The organism is Leyella stercorea (assembly GCF_021531655.1).
This window is the reverse complement of record NZ_JADYUF010000008.1, coordinates 42,252-66,719: the sequence shown is the minus strand read 5'-3', so window position 1 is coordinate 66,719 and position 24,468 is coordinate 42,252. Positions and strand designations below refer to the sequence as shown.

At 49.1% G+C, this 24,468-nt stretch carries 13 protein-coding genes; 12 read left to right on the top strand and 1 reads right to left on the bottom strand.

Annotation, left to right across the window (positions count from 1 at the left end):
* The first annotated feature begins 76 nt into the window (after positions 1 to 76).
* On the top strand, positions 77 to 1,636 hold the full coding sequence (locus tag I6E49_RS03830) for a sulfatase family protein (protein WP_235400556.1): 1,560 nt from the start codon (positions 77 to 79) through the stop codon (positions 1,634 to 1,636).
* A 377-nt stretch (positions 1,637 to 2,013) separates the two neighbouring features.
* On the opposite strand, the gene I6E49_RS03825 is transcribed toward I6E49_RS03830, so the two are convergent.
* A complete protein-coding gene (locus I6E49_RS03825) occupies positions 2,014 to 3,345 on the bottom strand; it encodes an NAD(P)-dependent oxidoreductase (protein WP_235400555.1) in 1,332 nt (443 codons plus the stop codon).
* Between the two features lie 253 nt (positions 3,346 to 3,598).
* On the opposite strand from I6E49_RS03825, the gene I6E49_RS03820 reads away from it, so the two are divergent.
* The 11 genes from I6E49_RS03820 (at position 3,599) to I6E49_RS03770 (ending at position 24,456) form a co-directional block, all read left to right on the top strand.
* Positions 3,599 to 7,501: a TIM-barrel domain-containing protein gene (locus tag I6E49_RS03820; RefSeq protein WP_235400554.1), complete on the top strand. Its 3,903-nt coding sequence runs from the start codon at positions 3,599 to 3,601 to the stop codon at positions 7,499 to 7,501.
* Positions 7,502 to 7,614: 113 nt separating this feature from the next.
* Positions 7,615 to 7,767, top strand: a complete 153-nt coding sequence (locus tag I6E49_RS03815; protein WP_235400553.1) for a hypothetical protein — start codon at positions 7,615 to 7,617, stop codon at positions 7,765 to 7,767.
* 830 nt (positions 7,768 to 8,597) lie between these two features.
* A complete protein-coding gene (locus I6E49_RS03810; protein WP_235400552.1) occupies positions 8,598 to 9,800 on the top strand; it encodes an efflux RND transporter periplasmic adaptor subunit in 1,203 nt (400 codons plus the stop codon).
* Between the two features lie 154 nt (positions 9,801 to 9,954).
* A complete protein-coding gene (locus tag I6E49_RS03805; RefSeq protein ID WP_235400551.1) occupies positions 9,955 to 13,206 on the top strand; it encodes an efflux RND transporter permease subunit in 3,252 nt (1,083 codons plus the stop codon).
* A 96-nt stretch (positions 13,207 to 13,302) separates the two neighbouring features.
* Entirely contained in the window at positions 13,303 to 14,688 is a 1,386-nt protein-coding gene (locus tag I6E49_RS03800) for an efflux transporter outer membrane subunit (protein ID WP_235400550.1), read from the top strand.
* Between the two features lie 393 nt (positions 14,689 to 15,081).
* Positions 15,082 to 15,855: an acyl-ACP--UDP-N-acetylglucosamine O-acyltransferase gene (lpxA, locus tag I6E49_RS03795; protein ID WP_262911508.1), complete on the top strand. Its 774-nt coding sequence runs from the start codon at positions 15,082 to 15,084 to the stop codon at positions 15,853 to 15,855.
* A 351-nt stretch (positions 15,856 to 16,206) separates the two neighbouring features.
* Entirely contained in the window at positions 16,207 to 16,773 is a 567-nt protein-coding gene (locus tag I6E49_RS03790) for a DUF3575 domain-containing protein (protein WP_235400549.1), read from the top strand.
* Positions 16,774 to 16,781: 8 nt separating this feature from the next.
* A complete protein-coding gene (locus I6E49_RS03785) occupies positions 16,782 to 18,227 on the top strand; it encodes a DUF3868 domain-containing protein (RefSeq protein WP_235400548.1) in 1,446 nt (481 codons plus the stop codon).
* A 347-nt stretch (positions 18,228 to 18,574) separates the two neighbouring features.
* Positions 18,575 to 20,323 carry an Mfa1 family fimbria major subunit gene (locus I6E49_RS03780; protein ID WP_235400547.1) on the top strand — a complete coding sequence of 583 codons (1,749 nt, stop codon included), beginning with the start codon at positions 18,575 to 18,577 and terminating at the stop codon, positions 20,321 to 20,323.
* 98 nt (positions 20,324 to 20,421) lie between these two features.
* Entirely contained in the window at positions 20,422 to 21,489 is a 1,068-nt protein-coding gene (locus I6E49_RS03775; protein WP_235400546.1) for a FimB/Mfa2 family fimbrial subunit, read from the top strand.
* A 108-nt stretch (positions 21,490 to 21,597) separates the two neighbouring features.
* Complete coding sequence (locus I6E49_RS03770; RefSeq protein ID WP_235400545.1) at positions 21,598 to 24,456, top strand: fimbrial protein; 2,859 nt, start codon at positions 21,598 to 21,600, stop codon at positions 24,454 to 24,456.
* Positions 24,457 to 24,468 lie beyond the last annotated feature (12 nt).

The following is a 24,468-nucleotide window of genomic DNA, read 5'->3' as shown; positions in this document are numbered from 1 at the left end:
AGTGTGCCACAACGCGTCATTGCCGTTCGGGGCACTCTCCATTATACTAATAAACTAAAATAAACATAGAAGAACAATGAAGAAAAGCTATTTGGCAATCTCGCTTCTCGCGCCGCTCGCTGCACAGGCAGCCTACGGAGCCAAGAAGGTGAAGACAACAACCGACCCGAATCGTCCTAACGTCATCATCATCCTTGCCGACGACCTCGGCTATGGCGACCTTGGATGCTACGGGGCAAAGAACGTCAAGACTCCTAATGTCGACCGGCTCGCAAGTCAGGGCATACGTTTCACCGACACACATGCTATCGCTGCCACAAGTACACCGTCACGCTACTCTATACTTACGGGCGAATACGCATGGCGACGTCCCGATACTGACATCGCACCGGGCGATGCCGGCATGATCATACGTCCCGAACAGTACACCATGGCAGATATGTTCCGCAGCCAGGGTTATCGCACTTGCGCCATCGGCAAGTGGCACTTGGGCATCGGAGCCGAAACCGGCACGCAGGACTGGAACGCTCCGCTGCCTGCATCGCTCTCGGATATAGGCTTCGACTACCACTATATCATGGCTGCTACAGCCGATCGCGTGCCGTGCGTATTCATTGAGAACGGCAATGTAGCCAATTATGACCCCTCGGCACCAATACATGTGAGCTACAAGAAGAACTTCCCGGGCGAACCTACTGGCAAGAACAACCCCGAACTGCTGTACAATCTGAAGTCGACACCGGGCTGCGGTCACGACCAGTCTATCGTCAACGGCATCGGACGCATTGGATATATGAAGGGTGGCGGCAAGGCTTTGTGGAAGGACGAGAACATCGCCGACTCTATCACATCGCACGCTATCAACTTCATCAAGGCCAATAAGAACAATCCGTTCTTTATGTACTTCTGCACCAACGACGTGCATGTGCCACGCTTCCCGCATCCGCGCTTCCGCGGACAGAGCGGTATGGGACTGCGCGGCGACGCTATCGTGCAGTTCGACTGGGCTGTAGGACAGCTCATGGAGACTCTCGACAAGCTCGGTATTGCCGACAATACCATCATATTGCTGTCGAGCGACAACGGACCCGTTATCGATGACGGCTATCAGGATCAGGCTGCCGAGCTGCTCAACGGTCACAAACCAGCCGGACCGTGGCGTGGCAACAAGTACAGCGCATACGAAGGCGGCACCGCAGTGCCTATGATTGTACGCTGGCCGGGCAAGGTCAAGGGCGGACAGACATCTGCAACGCTCACCTCGCAGATTGACTGGATGGCGTCGTTGGGCAATCTCATCGGTGCACGATTCCCCAAAGGCAGCGCTCCCGACAGTGAAAACCGACTCGGCAACTGGCTCGGTACCGACAATACCGACCGTCCGTATGTGCTCGAACTGGCTTACAACCGATGCATGTCGGTGCGCACCAGTGAATGGAAATATATCGAACCTAGCGACGGACCGAAGATTCTCAGCTGGGCACCGGGCATGGAGACAGGTAGCGAACAGCAACCGCAGCTCTACAACATTAAGAATAATGTGTGGGAGAAGGAGAATGTAGCTACCCAGCATCCGCAACTCGTGTACGACATGCAGAACATTCTGCGCAAGGCACGACAGAAGAGTGGCAAGTAAGAACTTGAATAACACTGCTTGCTTAGTAGGGGTGTCAAAACTCAAAACAGCACTCCACGAATGGGCAGAAGCACATAGAGGGTGTGCAAAAGTCAATTATACGGGCTGAAAGCCCAATAAGCACATAGCCCAGAGCAGTGCCCTGGGGATATGAATTGATAAAAAGCAAACGCCCTGTAAGGGCAAAAGCGTTAATAATCAATGCTTTTGCCCTTACAGGGCGTTTTGTTATTTGGGGCACTTTTTACCCAGGGTGTTGCCCTGGGCTATGTGCTTCTGCCCCTTCCGGGGCGTGCTGCCTTGAATTTTGTTGCTCTCTGGCTATGTGCTTATTGGGTTTTCAGCCCGTATAATTGTATTTTGTAATGTCCTGGGCGTTACTCTTCGTCGTTGATAGCCTCAAGAAGCTTCACTGCATCGACATACTGTGCAATGCCTTCAGCCACCATCTTGGCGTCGCGCATGGCAAGAACCACTGTTGAAGGACGGTTAACCACGTCGCCACCGGCAAACACTCCCTGGCGTGTAGTCATACCGTAAGGCTTCTCACGTGTAATGACGTATCCGCGGTCGTCAACGTCTATGCCCTTGGTTGTAGACACGATGCGGCTGGCAGGAGTCGAACCAAGAGCCATAAGCACATAGTCGGCCTTCTCTACACGGCGGTTGCCCTCCTTGTCTTCAATCACTACCTCAGTCATCTTGCCCTCATCGTTGCTGTGAATCTCAACGATGTTCGACTCCCAGATGAATCCTACGCCTTCCTTTACGGCATCGTCATACTCCGAACGCAATGCGCTCATCTCGTTGATGGTGCGGCGATAAACCACGTTTACGCTCTCTGCACCCATACGTATGGCTGTACGTGCAGCGTCCATGGCGGTGTTTCCACAGCCGATAACGAAGCAGCGGTCGCCCTTCTCGATAACAACCTCCTTGCGTTCGAGGTTGCCCTCGTTGTACAGACTTACGCGGCGCAAGAACCAAATGGCCTGGCGTACGCCCTTGATGTCGCCTCCCGGAATCTGAAGCTTCTGCGGACGGCCCGTACCTGTACCCATAAATATAGCGTCAAAGCCCTGAGCGAAGAGGTCATCAACGGTATAATCATTGCCGATAGTGGTGTTGCAGTGGATGATAACACCCAGTTCCTCCATCTTCTTAATCTCTCGGCGTACAATATCCTTAGGCAAACGATACTCTGGAATACCGAACATGAGCACGCCACCGGGTTCCGGTTCCATCTCGAAAATCTCCACATTGAATCCCTGACGCGAAAGATCGCCGGCGATAGTGAGTCCGGCAGGACCTGAACCGATTACAGCCACACGTCCGCGGGTCTTCGGTTGCAGTTTCTCACGAATCAGTCCCATGTTGCCGTCGAAGTCGGCGAGGAAGCGTTCGAGCTTGCCTACGTGTATTTCCTGGCCCTTCTTGCCGAGCACGCAATGTCCCTCACACTGCTTCTCGTGAGGACATACGCGTCCGCACACAGCCGGCAGATTACTCTTTTCGTTAATGATGTGCATGGCATTGCCGAAGTTTCCCATCGACAACTCGTGAATCCAGTCTGGTATGTCATGGCTTATTGGGCATCCCTTCTTGCACTGTGGTACCTTGCAGTGCAGACAACGCTTGGCTTCTTCGATAGCCTCGTGCATGGTATATCCCTCGTTAACCTCTTTGAATAACTTCTTTTCCTGTTCCATTTTATTGTTAGCTTTTAGTTTTGTTGAATGGTTCCATTGGGTTTCCAAACATGTTTTGCTGCAAAGTTAGGCTTTTTTCACTACAAATTGCTGCAAAAATGTACACTTATTTGTACATATTATGAATATTGGAAGATATATAAGTTAAATATGTTAAAACCTAAGTTGTCGCACGCACATACATTATTATTTTAAGTACTTTTGTAAATTATGACATCACTGATAAAAAAACTGACATCACTAAAACAATAATATGCAAACAAACAACAAATTAAAGCAACCGCGGCAGGCTGCGATTGCTTTGGCAATGCCCCTCGCTCTTGCCGGAATGACACTCATGCCACAGGGCATCAACGCCATTCCGCTGCGCTCGGGGCTTGTGATTGAACATCCAATCGCACAAACCGATGAGACATTTGCAGTAAAAAATGTGGCTCAGATCAATCCGCACACCATCGAGATCAACTACACCGACGGCCGGCAGATGACCCTCGACTTCTACGGCGACAACATTTTGCGGATGTTTCGCGACGATAAGGGTGGGGTAGTACGCGACCCTCTGGCTACACCTCCGGCAAAGATACTTGTCGAATCGGCACGTCGCAAGACCGGAAACCTTAGCGCTATCGACGTAGACGGAACTCTGCAGATAACCACACCTGCCGTAAGTGTCAACATCGACAAGCATACAGGCAACATGAACATTGTCGACCTGCGCACCGGCAAGACCGTTATCGAGAACCTCACACCAGCCAAAATAGACAACGGAAGCACATCAGTCACCATGCGTTCGCATGATGGCGAGTACTTCTATGGAGGTGGAGTGCAGAACGGCCGTTTCTCACATCGTGGCGAGAGCATTGCCATTGAGAACACCAACAGCTGGGTTGACGGTGGCGTAGCATCGCCCACACCGTTCTACTGGAGCACCGGTGGCTACGGCGTGATGTGGAACACGTTCCGTCCGGGACGTTACGACTTCGGCCACGACACTCCGGGTGAGGTGCGTCTGCAGCATTCAGAGGACTATCTCGACATGTTTGTAATGCTTGACGAGACTCCCGTACAGTTGCTCAACGACTTCTATCAGCTCACAGGCAACCCCGTTCTGATGCCGAAGTTCGGTTTTTATGAGGGCCATTTGAATGCCTACAACCGCGACTATTGGAAGGAAGACAAGAACGGAGCAATGGTTTTCGAGGACGGCAAGATGTATAAGGAGAGCCAGAAGGACAATGGCGGAACCAAGGAGAGCCTGAACGGCGAGAAGAACAACTATCAGTTCTCGGCACGTGCAGCCATCGACCGCTACGTCAACAACGATATGCCGCTGGGATGGTTCCTCCCCAACGACGGATATGGAGCCGGTTACGGACAGACTGGTACGCTCGACGGCAACATAGACAACCTGCGTCAGTTTGGCGACTATGCCCGTTCGAAGGGCGTGGAGATTGGTTTGTGGACACAGAGCGACCTTCATCCCAAGGCAGGAGTAGAGCCTCTGTTGCAGCGCGACATCGTTAAGGAGGTGCGCGATGCCGGAGTGAGAGTGCTGAAGACCGATGTTGCATGGGTAGGCTACGGCTATTCGTTCGGATTGAACGGCGTTTCCGATGTGGCTCAGGTCATGCCATACTACGGATCGGATGCGCGTCCGTTCATCATTACGCTCGACGGATGGGCAGGAACACAACGTTACGCCACCGTATGGAGCGGCGACCAGACCGGAGGCGACTGGGAATACATACGTTTCCACATACCTACATTCATTGGTTCGGGTCTGTCGGGTCAGCCAAACATCACGAGCGACATGGACGGAATATTCGGAGGCAAGAACGTTCCGGTGAATGTGCGCGAGTTCCAGTGGAAGACCTTCACACCGATGCAGCTCAACATGGACGGTTGGGGAGCCAATCCCAAGTATCCGCACATACTCGGCGAGCCGGCTGCAAGCATCAACCGCTCTTATCTGAAGCTTAAGTCGATGCTCATGCCATACACCTATACCATAGCCCACGAGGCAATAGACGGCAAGCCGATGATACGTGCCATGTTCCTCGACTATCCCAACGACTACACCCACGGCACCAAGACCGAATACCAGTTTATGTACGGTCCGTCGATGCTCATAGCTCCTATATACCGTGAGACACGTGCCGACAAGGACGGCAACGACATACGCAACGGCATATATCTGCCCGAAGGCACATGGATAGACTACTGGAACGGCGACGCATACGAGGGCGGACGCATCGTCAACGAGTATCCGGCACCGCTCTGGAAGATTCCGGTATTCGTCAAGGCTGATGCCATCATTCCTATGACCAATCCCAACAACAACCCGTCGCAGATACGTCAGAACTACCGTGCTTACGAAATCTACGCTTCTGCCAACGGAACTTCTGCCTTCAAGGAGTATGACGACGACGGCAACACGACCCAGTATCTGCATGGCAACGGCGTGACTACCGACGTAAGCGTATGCACCGACGGCAAGGGACGTATGCGTGTAGACATCCAACCGGCTCAGGGCACGTACGACGGATATGAAGCCGAAAAGCTCACCGAGCTGCGCGTCAATGTGACACGTGCTCCGAAGAAGGTGACGGCAAAGGTTGGTAAGACCACCGTCAAGCTCACACAGGTGCAGACACTCGCCGAATTTGAGAAGGGCGACAACGTGTATTACTACGATGCCGAGCCCAACCTCAACCGCTTCTCTACTCCTGGCACCGATGCAGCAAAGGTTGTGATAAAGAAGAATGCGCAACTGCTCGTCAAGATACAGAAGACCAACGTCAGCGACAACGCCATAGCTGTGGCTATAGACGGTTTCGAATTCAACACAGCCGGACGTATGCTCACACACAGCGGTGCGCTCGCGGCTCCCGAAGCACAGATTGCTGAGGCTGGATGTGGCGTGTTCAACCTCACTCCTTCGTGGAAACCGCAGCCCAATGCCGACTATTACGAGATAGAATACGACGGCATGCTGTATTCTACCATTCACGGAACGCAGTTCAGCATCGACCAGTTGCAACCAGAGACCGAGTATAGCATGAAGGTGCGCGCAGTCAATCGCGACGGAGCATCCGACTGGACAACGGTCAAGGGAAAGACCCTCAACAACCCGCTTGAGTTTGCCATCAAGGGCATAAAGGCACAGACATCGTTCCAAGACCAGCCCGGACAGAAAGTTTCAAAGCTCTTCGACTTCGACAAGAAGACCTCATGGCACTCACAATGGGGCAAGGGCGAAGCCATTCCGGGCGATGTGACAATCGACCTGCGTTCGGTCAACAAGCTCGACCGTATGGAATACATTCCGCGTGAGGATGCCGGCAACGGCACAATCATGGAAGGCACAATCTCTTATAGTATAGATCGCCAGAAGTGGTCGACACCGGTTCCGTTCGTATGGAAGGCCGACAACACCACAAAGACATTCACGTTCGAAGGCAATCCGGAGGCTCGTTATGTGCAGATGCACCTGACCAAGGCCGTGGGCAACTTCGCTTCGGGTCGTGCCATGTATATATATAAGGTGGCAGGAAGCCAGAGCGTGCTGCAGGGCGACATCAATCACGACAACCGCATCGACGAGAACGATCTCACCTCGTATATGAACTACACCGGACTAAGACGTGGCGACAGCGACTTCGACTATGTAAGTGCGGGCGACATCAACCGGAACGGACTCATCGACGCATACGACATATCGTGCGTGTCGAACGAACTCGACGGCGGAGTATATCCCAAGAACGACCATTGTTCGGGTTCGCTCGTGCTCACACCGAGCCGTACCACATTCGCCGCAGGCGACGTTATAGAGCTGAAGGTGCAGGGCAAGGCGCTCCACTGGGTCAACGCTCTGAGCTTCGCATTGCCTTACAACACCGACCAGCTGGAATATGCAGGCATCGAACTGCTCAACATGAAGGAGCTGGTAAACCTCACCTACGACCGTCTGCACACCAACGGACAGAAGGAACTGCTGCCTACATTCGTCAATCGTGGCAACAACTTCCTGCTCGACGAGGGCGACAGCGACCTATTCGTGCTCAAGTTCAAGGCCAAGAAGGCAGGCAAGTTCACGCTGAAGATGAAGGACGGCATGCTCGTCGACCGCAATCTCGGCACGACTCTGCTGAAGTAATAGAACCAAAATGTTAGAAGGACGTAAAGTCAAAAGTCAAAGCAGCACGCCCCGAAGGGGCAGAAACACATAGCCCAGAGCACCGCCATGGGGTAAAAGTATCACAAATACCAATGCGCCCTGTAAGGGCAAAAGCGTTAATTATCAATGCTTTTGCCCTTGCAGGGCGTTTTGCTTTTATCAATCCGTACACCCAAGGCGCTGCCTTGGGCTATGAGCTTATTGGGCTTTCAGCCCGTATAATAGACTTTTGCACACCCTCCTGAGCAAACAACGGTACAAATCATTAATAATAAAGATGATATGGCTGACTGCTCAGGCTATGGCGAGGACGCCATAGCCTCCTACTGTTAACCCAATATTCTGCTTCATAATCTCACAAATCATACCACTCCCCTCCCTACGGGGGAGGGGCTGGGGGTAGGGCTTACTCCCCCCTCTTTCAAAAAGGACTCCTTTTGGCTTTCAAAAGGAGTCCTTTTGCTATGCAAATGTAGTCCTTTTGGCAGGCAAAACGAGTCTTTTTGCAACCCAAAAGGACTACATTTGAAAAACGGCGGTTGCCGAAGCGCATAAAAGGGCAATTATTACGGTTCATCCGATATTGTCGAGTGATAATGATAGAAGTTGTGATGCTTGAGATTGTATTGACAATACAAATGGTAGGAGGCTATGGCGTCCCCGCCGTAGCCTGAACAGTTGGTAGAAACATTCTTATTGTAATTACTTGCACCGCTGCTTGCTCAGGCTATGACGAGGACGCCATAGCCTCCTGTAGTTTGTCCTTATTATAACAATAATATAACTCCAAATGCCGGATGGGCAATTATTGCTGTTGCAAACATCTTAAACTATGGCGAAAAACACAGAACCGGAATAAAAGTTGTTAAATGTTTGTGTGGTATGTACCATATTAATATTAATGTTGGTAACTTTGCACCCGGAAAACTTAAGCAGCGGGTTGAGTTTTCCTTAAGGCTTCCGTATTGTCAGCCGAAAGGCATGGCATACGCTATAACAACATATTAGTTAGGGAAAAATAAATAGTAAAGTAAATAAATCAAAAGACAAAAAATTTATTTAGTAAAACATAGGTATGAATAAAACAAAGATTTTACTGATTGCAGTTTTGACTGTAGTGCTCGCCTCTTGTGGTGGCGGCAAGAGTGGCGGTAAGCCTAACTTCGGCGACAATGAGTACGCCGTACGTACTGTGCAGGGTCAGAATGCTGACCTCCAGACCACTTATCCCGCAACAATCAAGGGTGTTCAGGACGTTGAGATCCGTCCGAAAGTTTCAGGTTTCATCACAAAGCTCTGTGTCAAGGAAGGTCAGCAGGTGAAGGCTGGTCAGCTCCTCTTCGTCATCGACAACGTTACATACGCTGCCGCTGTACGTCAGGCAAGGGCTGCCGTGAACGCCGCCAAGGCACAACTCAACACTGCCCGTCTTACATACAACAACTCTCAGAAGCTCTTCAAGAACAACGTTATCGGTTCGTACGAGCTTCAGTCGTCTAAGAATGCAATGGAGAGTGCTGCCGCTCAGCTCGCTCAGGCTGAGGCTGCTTATGTTTCAGCCAAGCAGAACCTTGACTTCTGTTTCGTATCAAGCCCTGCCAATGGTGTCGTAGGCGACCTGCCTTATCGTGTAGGTGCACTTGTTAGCGCATCATCACAGCAGCCTCTTACCACCGTTTCCAACAACTCTACAATGCAGGTATACTTCTCAATGACCGAGAAGGACCTCCTCGATATGACCAAGACAGCCGGTGGCATCAATGCTGCCATCTCAAGCTATCCTGCTGTAAAGCTCCAGCTTGCCGACGGTTCTATCTACAATCATCCGGGCAAGGTGGCTACCGTGAGCGGTGTCATCGACCCTACAACAGGCTCTGTTTCAATGCGTGCCGACTTCCCCAACCCCGAGCGCGTGCTCAAGTCGGGTGCTTCAGGCTCAATCGTAGTGCCTCACACCGCTACTTCAGCAGTTATAGTTCCGCAGGACGCTGTAGTTGAGGTACAGGACAAGCACTTCGTTTATGTAGTAGGCAAGGACAACAAGGTGAAGTATACTCCGGTAGAAATCAATTCGCAGAACGACGGCAAGAACTATATCATCACTTCTGGTCTTCACATCGGCGACCGCTTCGTAGTGAACGGAGTGTCATCGCTGCAGGACGGTATGGAAATCAAGCCCCTCACCGAGGCTCAGTATGCCGACAAACTGAAGAAGACCGAGGAGCTGGGCGAGGCTCAGGGCGACCTTGGCAAGCTTAAGAAGGCATTCGGAAAATAAATTTTGAGTTTTGAGTGTTGATTTTTGAATTGTCGGCTTTGCCGATTAGGAATTGTTCAATGTTGAATTAAGAATTCATAACTCAAAAATGAAAAACTCAAAATTGCCCTTGGCAATAACTCAAAATTCAAAATTCAAAATTTAAAGATATATTATGAAATTAGATAGATTTATCAAGCGCCCGGTGCTTTCTACGGTGATTTCTATCCTCGTAGTCATTCTGGGTGTACTCGGCCTGGTGTCGCTGCCTATCGAGCAGTACCCTAACATGGCGCCTCCTACTATCATGGTGCGTGCCGCTTACACCGGTGCCAACTCACAGACCGTGCTCAACTCGGTGCTTGCACCGCTGGAGGAGTCGATCAACGGTGTTGAGGGTATGACCTACATGACCTCATCAGCCACCAATGCAGGTTCGGCTTCTATCACCGTTTACTTTAAGCAGGGTATGGATCCTGACATGTGTCAGGTCAACGTACAGAACCGTGTGTCGCAGGCTTCTGCCTTGCTGCCGGCTGAGGTGACAAAGGCTGGTGTGACGGTTATGAAGCGTCAGTCGTCAACGGTTATCCTCTTCGGTCTTACAGCCGACGACGACCGTTATGACGACGAGTTCCTCACCAACTATGCCAACATCAACGTTGTGCCTGCCATCAAGCGTGTCAACGGTGTAGGTGAGTGTCAGTGCTTCTCGCAGAAGGACTATACCATGCGCCTCTGGATTGACCCAGTGAAGATGAAGAGCTACGGCTTGATTCCTTCTGACCTCACTGGCGTGCTCGCTCAGCAGAACATCGAGGCTGCTCCGGGTTCGGTAGGCGAGAATAGCGACAATCAGTATGAGTATACATTCCGCTATAGAGGTCGTCTGCAGACCCCTGAGGAGTTCGGCGACATGATTATAAAGTCGACACAGGACGGTCAGACCATTCGTGTCAAGGACGTGGCACGCGTAGAGATGGGTGCCCTCTCGTATAGCGTTGAGTCAAAGAACAACGGCAAACCGTCAGTAACCATGATGGTAACACAGACTGCCGGCTCTAACGCTACTGAGATTGCCACCAACATCAAGAAGCTCCTCAAGGATCAGGAGGCAACAATGCCGCCGGGAATCCACTTCGACATCATGCAGGACGTAACTGAGTTCCTCTTCGCATCAATCGAAGACCTTATCAAGACTCTGTGCGAGGCGTTCATCCTCGTGTTCATCGTGGTGTACGTTTTCCTTCAGGACTGGCGCTCAACTCTTATCCCGTTGATTGCCGTTCCGGTGTCGTTGATCGGTACATTCTTCTTCCTCTATGTGTTCGGCTTCTCGCTCAACTTGCTGACACTTGCCGCCCTTGTGCTTGCCATCGCCATTGTGGTCGATGATGCCATTGTGGTTGTGGAGGCTGTCCATGCCAAGCTCGACCTTGGATACAAGTCGGCACGACTGGCATCTATCGACGCCATGAACGAGATTTCGGGCGCTATCATCTCTATTACCCTTGTTATGGCATCGGTGTTCATCCCCGTGTCGTTCATGGGTGGTACGTCAGGTGCGTTCTACCGTGAGTTCGGTATCACCATGGCCATCTCTATCATCATCTCGGCTCTTAACGCCTTGACACTCTCTCCGGCTCTTTGTGCTATCTTGCTGAAGCCGAAGGACGAGCACGGCAAGGAGCGCAAGATGACCGTGATTGACCGTTTCCACGCATCGTTCAACGCAGCTTATGGCAAGGTTCAGGAGAAGTATACCAAGGGAGTTCGCCGTATCGTAGAGCGTCCTATCATCGCTATCGTTACTGTGATTGTCGCTATTGCCGGAATGGCAGTGCTTATGGGAACCACCAAGACCGGTCTTGTACCTGATGAGGATACAGGTACTGTATTCTGTACAGTCTCTACACCTCCTGGAACTTCAATGAAAAAGACCAACGAGGTGATGGACGAGGTAGACCGTATGCTCGCTACCAACCCCGCCATTGCCAGTCGTATGCGTATTACAGGTTACAACTTCATCGCAGGTCAGGGCTCTAACCAGGGTACGTTCATCATTAAGCTCAAGAGCTTTGAGGAGCGTCAGAAGGAAGAGGGACCGCTGAAGTATATCGGCGTACACAACCTGGGTTCTACAATGGTGCTCGGTATGATATACAAGCAGACCGCTGCCATCAAGGGAGCGCAGATTCTCGCCTTCCAGCCGCCTATGGTGCAGGGCTTCTCAGCTACCAACGGTATGACATTCTCAATGCAGGACCGCACCGGTGGCGACGTTAACAAGTTCTACGACATCACCAAGAACTTCATTGCCGAGCTCAACAAGCGTCCGGAGATTTCGAACGCCATGACATCATACAACACCAAGTATCCGCAGTATAAGATTGATGTTGACGTGGCTAAGTGTAAGCAGAGCGGCATCGACGCGTCTACCGTGCTCACCACAATGCAGGGCTACTACGGCGGTATGTATGCTTCTAACTTCAACGCATACGGTAAGCTCTATCGTGTATACATCCAGTCAGCACCTGAAAACCGTGCCGACCTGAAGAGTCTCGACAACATCTACGTCCGCACATCGGCTGGCGAGATGGCTCCAATCAAGGAGTATGTCAACCTGAGCCGTGTATATGGTCCGCAGGAGATTGACCGTTTCAACCTCTTCACATCAATCAACGTGAACGCATCGGCAGCCGAGGGCTACTCAACAGGTGACGCCATCAACGCCATGGCAGAGGTTGCCAAGACCTCATTGCCGGCAGGTTACACCTACGAGTTCTCTGGTCTGACACGTACCGAGCAGGAGTCTTCCAACTCTACAGCTATCGTTTTCGTGCTCTGTCTGACCTTCGTTTACTTGATTCTTTCGGCACAGTACGAGTCGTACATTCTGCCTCTGTCGGTAATTCTCTCAATTCCGTTCGGTCTTGCGGGAGCCTTCCTCTTCGTCAACATGTTTGGCAAGAACAACGACATCTACATGCAGATTGCGCTCATCATGCTTATGGGTCTTCTGGCAAAGAACGCCATCCTTATCGTTCAGTTCGCTCTTGAGCGTCGACAGACGGGTATGGCTGTCTCATGGTCGGCAGTTCTCGGTGCTTCTGCCCGTCTGCGTCCTATCTTGATGACTTCATTGGCTATGATTATCGGTCTTCTGCCATTGCTCATGCCGTGGGGTGTAGGCTACAACGGTAACATGACTCTTGGTGCAGCAGCCGTAGGCGGTATGCTCATCGGTATGCTTTGCCAGATCATGATAGTTCCGGCTCTGTTCTATATCTTCCAGACTCTGCAGGAGAAGATTAAGCCTATCGAGTTTGAGAACGACTCAGCCAGCGTCGATTCAGAGATTCGTCAGTACACCAACCCGTATGTGGCAGATGCATTGCACGATCAGATTGATAAGAAAACAAAATAAGAAATCAAGAATTTAGAAGTCAGGAGTTAAGCCATATGTACATTTGGCTTAACTTCTTAACTCCATAACTTCTTAACTTCTTAAAAATACGAAACAATGAAATTGAACAAGATAATTCTTTTCGCTTCGGCATCGCTCTTGATGACCAGTTGCGGAATATATAACAAGTACGAGCGTCCCGAGGTGAACACCAAGGGACTCGTACGCGACGTTTTGAGCAACTCCGACACGCTCGCCGTCAGCGACACCGCAAGCTTCGGCAATCTGCCTTGGCGTCAGGTGTTCACCGACCCGCAGCTGCAGTCGCTCATCGAGAAGGGTATTGCCAACAATACCAATATGCTCAATGCCGCACTCAACGTCAAGATAGTAGAGGATCAGCTGATGGTGGCTAAGTTGGCATTCGTGCCTTCGTTCACATTCTCGCCGCAAGGAACAATCGCTTCATGGGACGGCAATCCTGCCACAAAGACCTACTCATTGCCCGTGACGGCATCATGGAACCTCGACCTCTTCGGCAATCTTCTCAATGTGAAGCGTTCGGCACAGATGGCTCTGCTTGCCACTAAGGACTATCAGCTCGTAGTGCAGACCAAGATAATCTCTAACATCGCCAACATGTACTACACTCTGCTCATGCTCGACAAGCAGTTGCAGGTGGTCAACGATATGTCGAAGCTCGTTGAAGAGACATGGAACATCATGAAGATTCAGAAGGAGCTTGGTCGTGTTAAGGAGACCAGTGTACAGAGTGCTGAGGCAAATCTGTATTCTGTAAAGGCCCAGGCTACCGACCTGAAGCGTCAGATCCGTGAGACCGAGAACTCGCTCTCGCTGCTTCTCGGACAGCAGGCACAGACCATACAGCGCGGAACATTCGAGGGACAGTCGCTCCCTGCACAGTTCTCAACGGGCGTTGGCATACAGCTTCTTGCCAACCGTCCAGACGTACACTATGCCGAAATGTCATTGGCTCAGTGCTTCTACGATGTCAACGCAGCCCGTTCTAAGTTCTATCCGAGCATCACTATCTCAGGTACAGGTGCCTTCACCAACTCAGGTGGTGCAGGTATAGTAAACCCGGGCAAGTGGCTTCTCTCTGCAGTAGGCTCACTCGTACAGCCCATCTTTGCCCATGGTCAGATTGTTGCAGGCTTGAAGGTGGCAAAGGCTAAGCAGGAACAGGCTTTCAACACATGGCAGAACGCTGTGCTTTCAGCCGGTTCGGAGGTTAGCAACGCCCTCGTGCTCTACAACTCTTCTAACGAGAAGAGCGAGCTTGAGGCCAAGCAGGTAGAGAGTCTGAAGAAGAACGTAGAGTACAACAAGATGTTGTTCAACGACGGTTCAGCCACATATCTTGAGGTAATCACCGCACAGCAGAGCCTGCTCAATGCCGAGCTTTCTAAGGTAGCCGACGATTTCTACAAGATGCAGGCCGTTGTGAATCTCTACTACGCTTTGGGCGGAGGAAGATATTAAGAGTTAGGAATTAGGAGTTTTGAATTTTGAATTGTCGGCTTTGCCGATTTTGAATTATTCAATTACGAGTTTTGAATTTTGAGTTTTGAATTTTGAATTGTCGGCTTTGCCGATTTTGAATTATTCAATTACGAGTTTTGAATTTTGAGTTTTGAATTTTGAATTGTCGGCTTTGCCGATGTTGAATTATTCAATTTGGAATTCATAATTCACAACTGATAAACTCAAAATTGCGGCTTGCCGCAACAATTCAAAACTCAAAATTCAAAACTCAAAATTCAAAATTGCGGCTTGCCGCAACAATTCAAAACTCAAAATTCAAAACTCAAAATTCAAAATTGCGGCTTGCCGCAACAATTCAAAACTCAAAATTCAAAATTCAAAATTCAAATTATGATAAGTGATAAAGCATACATAGCTCCGGGTGCAAATATTGGCAAGAACGTTACAATCTATCCGTTTGCCTACATCGAGGACGGTGTTGAAATAGGCGACGACTGCATCATCTTCCCATACGTCAGCATCATGCGTGGCACTAAGATGGGACGTGGCAACAAGGTATATCAGAACACCGTGCTCGGTGCTGAACCTCAGGACTTCAACTATACGGGTGCTGACACACGCCTTGTTATTGGCGATGAGAACATTTTCCGTGAGAATGTGGTGGTCAATCGCGCCACATTCGCCGACGGCGAGACACGTATCGGCAACCGCAACTTCTTCATGGAGGGTGTACACATCTCACACGACACCAAGGTAGACGATTATGTAACCTTCGGTTATGGTACAAAGGTGGCAGGCGACTGCGAGATTCACAGCGCAGCCATCTTCTCGTCAGGTGTCATCTTGAATGCTAACGTGCGCATCGGTGGTGCATCTATGGTCACCAGCGGTGTGCGCATCTCGAAGGATGTTCCTCCGTTCATCGTAGCTACCGACAACCCCGTGCGCTACGGTGGCGTCAACGAGACACTGCTCAAGTCGTCTAACACAACCGACAAGGTCATCGGCCACATCGCCAATGCCTATCGTCTGGTGTTCCACGGACAGACCAGTGTATTTGATGCAATCAATCAGATTAAGGAACAGGTGCCTCCTGGAAAGGAAATCAACGCTATCGTCAACTTCCTTGAGGGTAGCAAGTTGGGCATCATAAGCAAGATATAAAAAGCATTTTCATACCTTTTATATATTAGTGTTGTTATTTCAAAAGATGCGGCAGGGTCGACGTGATGTCAACCCTGCCGCTGTTGTTTTTACCACATAACCTAATCATCATATTTGTGAGTAGTGTAATCGTTTGCATAAATTTCCAGCGGATTTTTTGTTTGAACTATATATAGGCTAATGATTTTAGTTATAACTTTGCGTAATAAAGATGACACAAGACTTTCAAAACGACAATAACGTTAAACACAAAAATCATATAGAATGCTATTGAGACACAAAACATTCGTATGTAATGGTGTAGAAGAAAAAGCTTAAACCAAATATAAATAATTATTACAAAAGCCTGAAATGATGAAACAGATATTCATATTGGCAATGATGCTATTCGCAACGTCAGGCACAGCAATAGCGCAGGACGTGGCATTGAAGACCAACCTATTGGGTTGGGCTACAGCATCGCTCAACGTAGGTGTTGAAGTTGGCATAGCCGAAAAGCAGACAGCACAACTGTTTGCCACCATCAATCCCTGGAAGTTTTCAAGGGACAGGAAGGTACGTTTCTGGAACGTAGAGCCTGAATACCGTTGGTGGACATGCCAACGCTTCGGAGGCAGTTTCTTCGGATTGCACGCTCTTGCCGGCGAATACAACATCAAGAACGTAGACCTGCCATTCGGAATACTTCCCAAGACAAAACGTGGTCGCCACTATGAAGGATGGTATATAGGTGCAGGCGTAACCTATGGCTATCAATGGCTGATGTCGCGCCATTGGAATATGGAAGCGTCGTTAGGCGTGGGCTATGCTTATAGTCCATACAAGCTCTACGGACGTTGTGCCCGATGCTTGGACAAGAACCATCGAAATTATGTAGGACCGACTAAGGCGGCTCTCAGTATGATTTATATATTCTAGACAGCATTATGAACACAAACTCATTGACTCGCATCATCATTTCGTGCCTCATAGGAGCAGCTTCGTACAGCTCGGCAATGGCACAGAAGCTTGCTTCGGGAGCTGTAGCCATCGACAATCTGAAGACACATGTCGAAGGCAACAAGGTGGATGTGGCGTTCAGCCTTAACCTAAACAACCTGAAGCTTAAGGCTGAACAGCAGCTTGTTTTCACTCCGATGCTTGCTGCCGACGGCGACACTACTGCTCTTACACCTATTATAATTAATGGCAGGGCCAAACAGATACGCATGGAGCGTAGCGGCGAATTGGCTGCAATGGCTAATGAATCTCAGCAGCCTTTGGTGATACAGCGCAAGAACGGAACTGAGCAGAGCGTTAGCTACAGCCAGACCATTACACGCAAGCGCCCGTTTGAGACCGAACACTTGAGTCTGCTTACCGCTCAAGACATCTGCGGATGTGGAGACAGGGAGAATCTCGACAATCTCCAGATTGCAACTATCGACAATATTGGAGCTTGGATGCCTGACATTGCCTTTGTAAAGCCGGCTGCCGAGGCACGCAAGCAACGTGCCGAGAAGGGTGAGGCTTACCTCAGTTTCCGTGTCAACAAGACGGATATTGTGGCTGATCTCTTTGAGAACGCACGCGAATTGGCCAAGATAACGAAGACCATCGACCTTGTGCGCAACGACAAGAATGTGCAGATTACGGACATCAATATTCATGGCTTTGCCTCGCCCGACGGTCCTTATGCCAACAACGAGCGCCTGGCTCGAGAGCGTGCCGCTGCTCTGAAGAGTTATGTGGCTAAGCTTTATCCTATTGAAGCCAAGCTGTTCAGCTCAAACTCCACACCTGAGGATTGGAATGGATTCCGCCAGAAGGTGCAGAAGTCGCATCTGGCTAACAAGGACGATATACTGAAGATTTCGAATTCAAGCCTTGCACCCGACGACAAGGACATGCGCATACGCCAACTCTATCCGCAGGAATATGCCGTGATACTTAACGACATCTATCCGCGACTGCGCCACAGCGACTACACTGTGAGCTATACGGTAAGGCCTTTCTCGGTTGAAGAAGCCAAGCAGATACTGAAGACCCGTCCGCAGCAGCTTTCGCTTCAGGAGATGTATCTTGTAGCACAGACAATGGAGGCGGGTTCGGCAGAATTCAATGAGGTGTTCGACATAGCCGTGCGAATGTTCCCCGAAGACCCGACTGCCAACCTTAATGCTGCATGTGCCGACTTGCAACGACGCGACATTGCTTCAGCAGAGAAACATCTGCAGAAAGCCGGCAACTCGGCAGAGGCATTGAACGCACGAGGCACTCTGGCTGTATTGAAAAAGGACTATGAGTCAGCTCGCCAGTTGTTTGCCGAGGCTGCTGCTGCTGGTTCGGCTGATGCCAAAGCTAATGCCGAGCGCATTGCTAACACGAAATAATACGTGAGCTATGGCGAGTGTGCCGTAGAATAATGTGTCTCTTTGAATAGGAGGGAGTCAAAAGTATAGCAGCACGCCCTGAAAGGGCAGAAGCTCATAGCCCGGCAACGCCCTGGGAAATAATAAGAGAAAAACCAAAGACGCCCTGTAAGGGCAAAAGCGTTCTGCTTCAATGCTTTAGCCCTTACAGGGCGATTGGACGTAATGCCTTTAAGCACCCAAGGCATTGCCCTGGGCTATGTGATTATTGGGCCTTCAGCCTGCGCTGATTAAGTTTTGCACCCCTCCAGATTACTTACGCTCAAAATAATAACAAAATAAACATTAATCAATTTAACTATTAAACTATGGTAAACGTTAAGAATCTATTCGGAATGGCTGTTATGGCTACGGCCTTGGTGGGTTGCTCAAGCAACGACAACCTCGCTCCTGATGGTAAAGACAATGCTGGCAAGGCAGGTGAAGCTTATGCTTCATTCACAATCAATCTGCCGACAACTACTGGTACTGGTACTCGTGGAGACGGTGATCCAGCGCCTACACCAGCAGATGGTACACCTTCATTTGCTGAAGGAACCGCTGCTGAGTATGAGGTTAAGAATGGTACTATTCTTATCTTCGACGCTTCTACTGATAAGTTTGTTACAAGTGCCGAGCTTGGAACCATGAACCCTTGGACTAAAAAAACGGATGAGAATGGTGTAACAACAGCGGCTATTGCTACTGTGAAGCTCTCGAATGTAACGGTAGGTGGCAACTATAAGGCACTGGTTCTTCTTAATAATTATAACGGGGATACCTCTAATAAAAAAGTAACATTGCCTACTGATGCTGAAACATACGCTGCTTGGAGCAAAGACCCATCAAAGGTAATTGTTGCTAACTATGAGAAGTCAACAAATGGCATCTTTATGGCAAATGCTCCAGAGTATAAGTCAGCTTCAGATCAGCCAACTCTTGTAGACGTTAAAAACGTCTGCGCATCACGTGAGGAGGCTCAAGCAAAGCCTGCTACTACTGTTTATGTAGAGCGTGGTTTGGCTAAGGTTACAATGCAGAACTTTGAAACTGATGGTTACACAGTTGCTGATGGTACATATAAAGACGCTACTGTGAAAATCGAGAATTGGAAACTTGACGTAACCAATACGAAAACCTTCCCCGTTCATCAGATTGGCGGCTTGACTACTGTTTATGCTGGTATATGGAGTAATGAGCGCTTCTATGACACTAATGCAAATTCTACTTTCAAGCGCGTATATTGGGGTGTAGATCCTAATTATGATAAAGCTGATTTTCAGATTTTGGAAAACTGCAAGACTGAGTTCAACATGATTGCTAAAGGTAATGTTGATGGTCTCGCTGGTGCAGACAAACCTCAGTACTGTCTTGAGAATACATTCAACCTTGGTAACATGAAGCAGGGTCAGACTACACGTGTTGTGTTCAAGGCTGTCTTCACTCCTAAGGATTTTGTAACAGGACAGACATTCTATAAGATTGGTAATAACACCGCTATCTGGGATGCAACTAAACTTGCGCAGCAGATTAAGACCCTTGCTATCAATGCTATGAAGATAACAAATTCTACTGAGCAGGAAAAGTATGATGTAAAGCTTGATGCAACTACTAATAATATTAGTGGAGAGGCAGGTCAGCACATTATTGAGACTGCTAATATTACATTTAGCGACGAAACAGGCACCTATACATCAAAGATTAATGAAAATGTTATTAAAGAAGTCAACGAGAAGCTTGGTTTGTCAGAAGATCCAACCACCCATAAGGTAATAGTTGGTATCTCAACATACCTCAACGGTGAGGCATACTACATCGCCCGCATCAAGCACTTCAACGAGCTGACACCTTGGAATGCTGGTGAAGCTTATGATTCAAATAACGAAAAGTATCTCGGTCGTTATGGTGTTCTCCGTAACAACTGGTACAACCTTTCTGTAACAAGCATCAGCGGTCTTGGCTATCCTGATGTTCCTGAGGTTAAGCCTACTCTTCCTGATGATGAGAACGATCAGTACGTCAACGTAGAGGTTAAGATTCTTAGCTGGGCTAAGCGCAGTCAGCAGATTAAGCTCTAATAATAAACAAAGCATAAAGCGGCGGAGGTCTCCGAACCTCCGCTGCTATCTAAACATCAATATCTAAATTCATCTTAATTAATTTAACGGCAAACATTATGTTTCACGGACTGGTTAAATATATATGCTCACTCCTCGCCTTTGCACCATTGCTGGCTTCGTGCTCGCTGATGCACGACGACCTTGAGCCATGCGACAATGGCGCTTACCTGCACTTCCGCTATGACTACAACACGCAGCGCGCCGACCTTTTCAACGACCATGTTGGAGGCGTTGTTGTCATGGTGTACGATAAGGACGGCAAGTATCTGTTCCGTCAGGACGCTTTCAATACCGACACCGACGCTCCTATCCGCCGCCATGACTTTGCCGTACATCTCAACTTGCAGCCTGGCGAATACCAATTTCTCGCCATTGCAAAGCAGAAACGCTACGAAGATGCTTTGGCAACTAATGGTGCCAAGTTCCGCATTCATGCCCCTAACGAAGGCGAAGACATGACTAAGTTCAACACCGTGTTAGACCGCAATGAGGCGGGCGACATTGCTGAGGTTGACTGTTCGGCTCCGCTCGACACGCTATGGATTGGCAAATCACAACATCTCACTACCGTGTACGACCTTAAGGGCACACACGATACCATCTCCTTGGTGCGCGACACCAAGCAGCTTACTATCTCGCTGCATCAGATAGACGCACCCGACAAAATCTCTGCCGATGATTTCGGTTATGAGGTAATAGCCGATAATGGCTACATCAATTACGACAACTCTTTGGCAAGTGACTCCAAGCTTCGCTATACGCCTTTCCATACATGGACTACTGAGTTCCGCGATGAGACCGGAAACGTTAAGGAACGTACCGCTCATGCAGGACTGATGCTCTCGCGTCTGGTCTACTTCCCACCCGAACAGAACGACCGCAACGCCATGCTACATATATATAATAAGGTGACGGGCAAGACAATCGCCTTGATAAACCTGCCCGACATACTTCAGCAGGGACGCGATGCTTATGCCGCACAGAACTACGGCATACAGGAATACCTCGACCGCGAGTACGACTACCGCCTCGACTTCTTCCTCATCGGAACCGAGTGGCAATACGTCAACCTCTCTGTTGGTGTGCTCGACTGGGCAAAGCGCATTCAGCGCATCAGCCTGTAATGTCCATTAACTTCACAATCGAAGCGAGTCGTCTTCAGATAACTTCCGATAACTCCTTTCGCTTGCGAAACTTAAACTAAAGTATTGAACCTAATTACAACAAAAACAATGAAACGACTTGCAGACATACTCCTTTCTCTTGCTGCCCTGTTGTTGCTGGCAGCATGTACTGATGATGCCGATGTGTACAACACCCCGGCTTCATCCGAGGGCAATCTGTGTGTCTATGTGCCAGTTACTCGCGAGGGCGATGAGGTTACGAGCAGTCTCGACCCAAGCAACCCTACATACAATGCCTCTGTAGACGAGTGCAAGATCAACGACCTCCACCTTTATGCTTTCCATGTTGGGGGCAAAGGAACATTACTTTCGCAGGAACTTCCATCGCCTGAGGCAAGCAATATGCTCAACGAGAATGTCGCTTCTTATCAGCTCAAGATAAAGCCCGGCACCTATCGTGTGTACGTAGTGGCAAACATGAAGGATGTGCTCGCTGATAAGACCATTAATACCGAAGGTGATTTGAAGAATGTGGTGTTGGGTTACACCCCGGTGTCAAAGCCCGGTATGCCCGTAGCCAATAATATCCCTATGATATACGAGCCTGCAACAAAGGCAGCCGACGGAATAACTACCGACGGAACAATTACCATAAATAATACGGACAAGACACCTAAGATCGTGATGGCTAATCTGCAATTCACCTGTGTAAAGGTGTGTCTTAACCTTATATACAATCCCGAAGACCGGGACATGAATGCAGCGTTGAAGTCTAACGGATTGCAGATTACCGATATTATGGGCAAACGACTCTCGCCACAGACCAGTCTGTTGTGGGACGGCAAGTTCACTAACCCCGACGTAAGCAGCGAATATGCTACAGGCATCGAGTCGCCATTGTACGATGCTACGGCACATACGGGTAGTGGCGCTTACTATACTTCGTGGACAGAAACCCCAGCCAATGCCAATGTCAACAACGAGGACATTATCAAAGTGAAAGGTGAGGGCGCAGCTGCACCTACAAACCCAAAGGAGAAGTGGCTCTTCCGTGCTACCTATTATCTGCCCGAGCGCTACGTGAAAGAGGCCTCGCAGCAGTCGGCATTGAAGGTAGATGGTGCTGTAGGTGGTTCAGCCATCGCTAACAGCTACAACATCAATCTTGGTCATCGTAAGGACGAGACCTCAACAACTGAAGTTCCAACTTTCCCACGCGGCACATACTACGAGATTGTAGGACGCATAAAGAGTCTGGGCAACATCGACCTCGATTGTGTTGTAGGTGTAGAGCCTTGGAAACTGGCAGAGGTTGATGCTGACTTTACACATACTACGCTTTGGGCTTCGAAGACAAGTGCAGAAGTAACATCCTTGCAAAATGCTATCATCGACTATGGTACAAATGCCGATGCAAGCAACATTACGTTTGGATGTGATACGGAGATTGAAAAGATTTCAGCAGGAAAGTTGCCCGTTATTGTCGCAACTAATGATATTGCAACTCATCGTATAAGATTCAGTATAAATCCAGAACTCTCGGTAAAAGACTTTACAGATGCTAAAGCTCTTAAAGGTACTGCCAAAGTATGGATAAAGGCTGGCAACATAAAGAAATACCTTGATGTATCGTACGACGTTACACCATACTTCAAGGTGGATCCCGTGGATATTGTAATCTACTACGACCAAAACAATCCGTCCGAATTGACAAAGGTGGTGAAGTTCACTACCAACCTTGGTGGTATACAGTTCCCGTCAGGTTGGACTGTTTCGGGAGAGGGACAAAATGTAGAATATGCCCAGTCTAAAATAAACATCAAGTGCGACAAAACTAATGTGGCTGATGGTACCTTCACCATAACGGCTGTTACCAACCCTGTGACAACAACCACACACGTCTTTACTGTTAAAGCCATTGGCGATAACAATGTTGAACAGCAGATACGTGTGACGGTGCGTCCGCCAGTAGGTCCTTATCGTATCTATATGCGAGCCATAAACGACTTGGCGTGGACTAAAGACGCAAGTAACCTTGAAGAATTCCAGCATTCTAATATGCTTGATGAAGAAGCCTACAATAATTCTAAAGAAAACAACAACTGGCGAGATGGATGGTGGGTGCAAGGAGGTGCTGACTGGAGTAAAGACCGTTCGTCGCACGTGGACTATCACAAGGTCTACATCTACACACAGATAGGTGAGACAAAGGCTGATGGTTCAAAGGACGAGAATACGGCAGAATGGTATTTCACCGGAGGGTGGCCAGGTAGCTCGATGACACCTGACAATAACAACCCTGGTTGGTATTATTACAGTATAGCGCATGATGCTACGTCTGGATCTAACAACGGTAAGGGAGATGCAAAGACTACTCCTCAAAAGACGATAAAGCCAGGACAGACCCTGCTGATTTTCAGCAATGGTACATACACCAGTGAGGGCTACCAGCCGCATCGTTTCACTCATCACAACGACCCCGGCATCACACTCTTCAACTATGAGGATCGTGAAGGCTGGTATCTGTATGACCCTTTGTCGGATCCTTACTACAGAGTATATGATGAGAAGCCTACCGTTGTAGACGTAGAGTATACCATATATACTAAGGGCAGAAAAATAAATGGTTGGTATTGTCTATATGGAGTAAACAGTAGTGATGGTAAAGGTAAATTTACAATGTGGTGCAATAACTGCAAATTTTCTAACGAATTTGAGTGCATGGAATACGGACAGGACAGCAATAACAAAACCTGGTACAAGACCATACTCCACCTCAAAGCCCCATTAGGAGAGTACGACAAGAATCTGAGAGTTAAGTTAGAAGGTTTAGATGGTGAAAGTAATTTTCCTATACTGTTCGACGGTGACAACTATCCCTCAACCAAGATGCACGGCAAGCGTTATGTTGTGGAAGGCAGTTTCGATACGGACACAAAGACGTGGAAGAAGGGAGCTCCCTTTTAAAAAGTAACAATT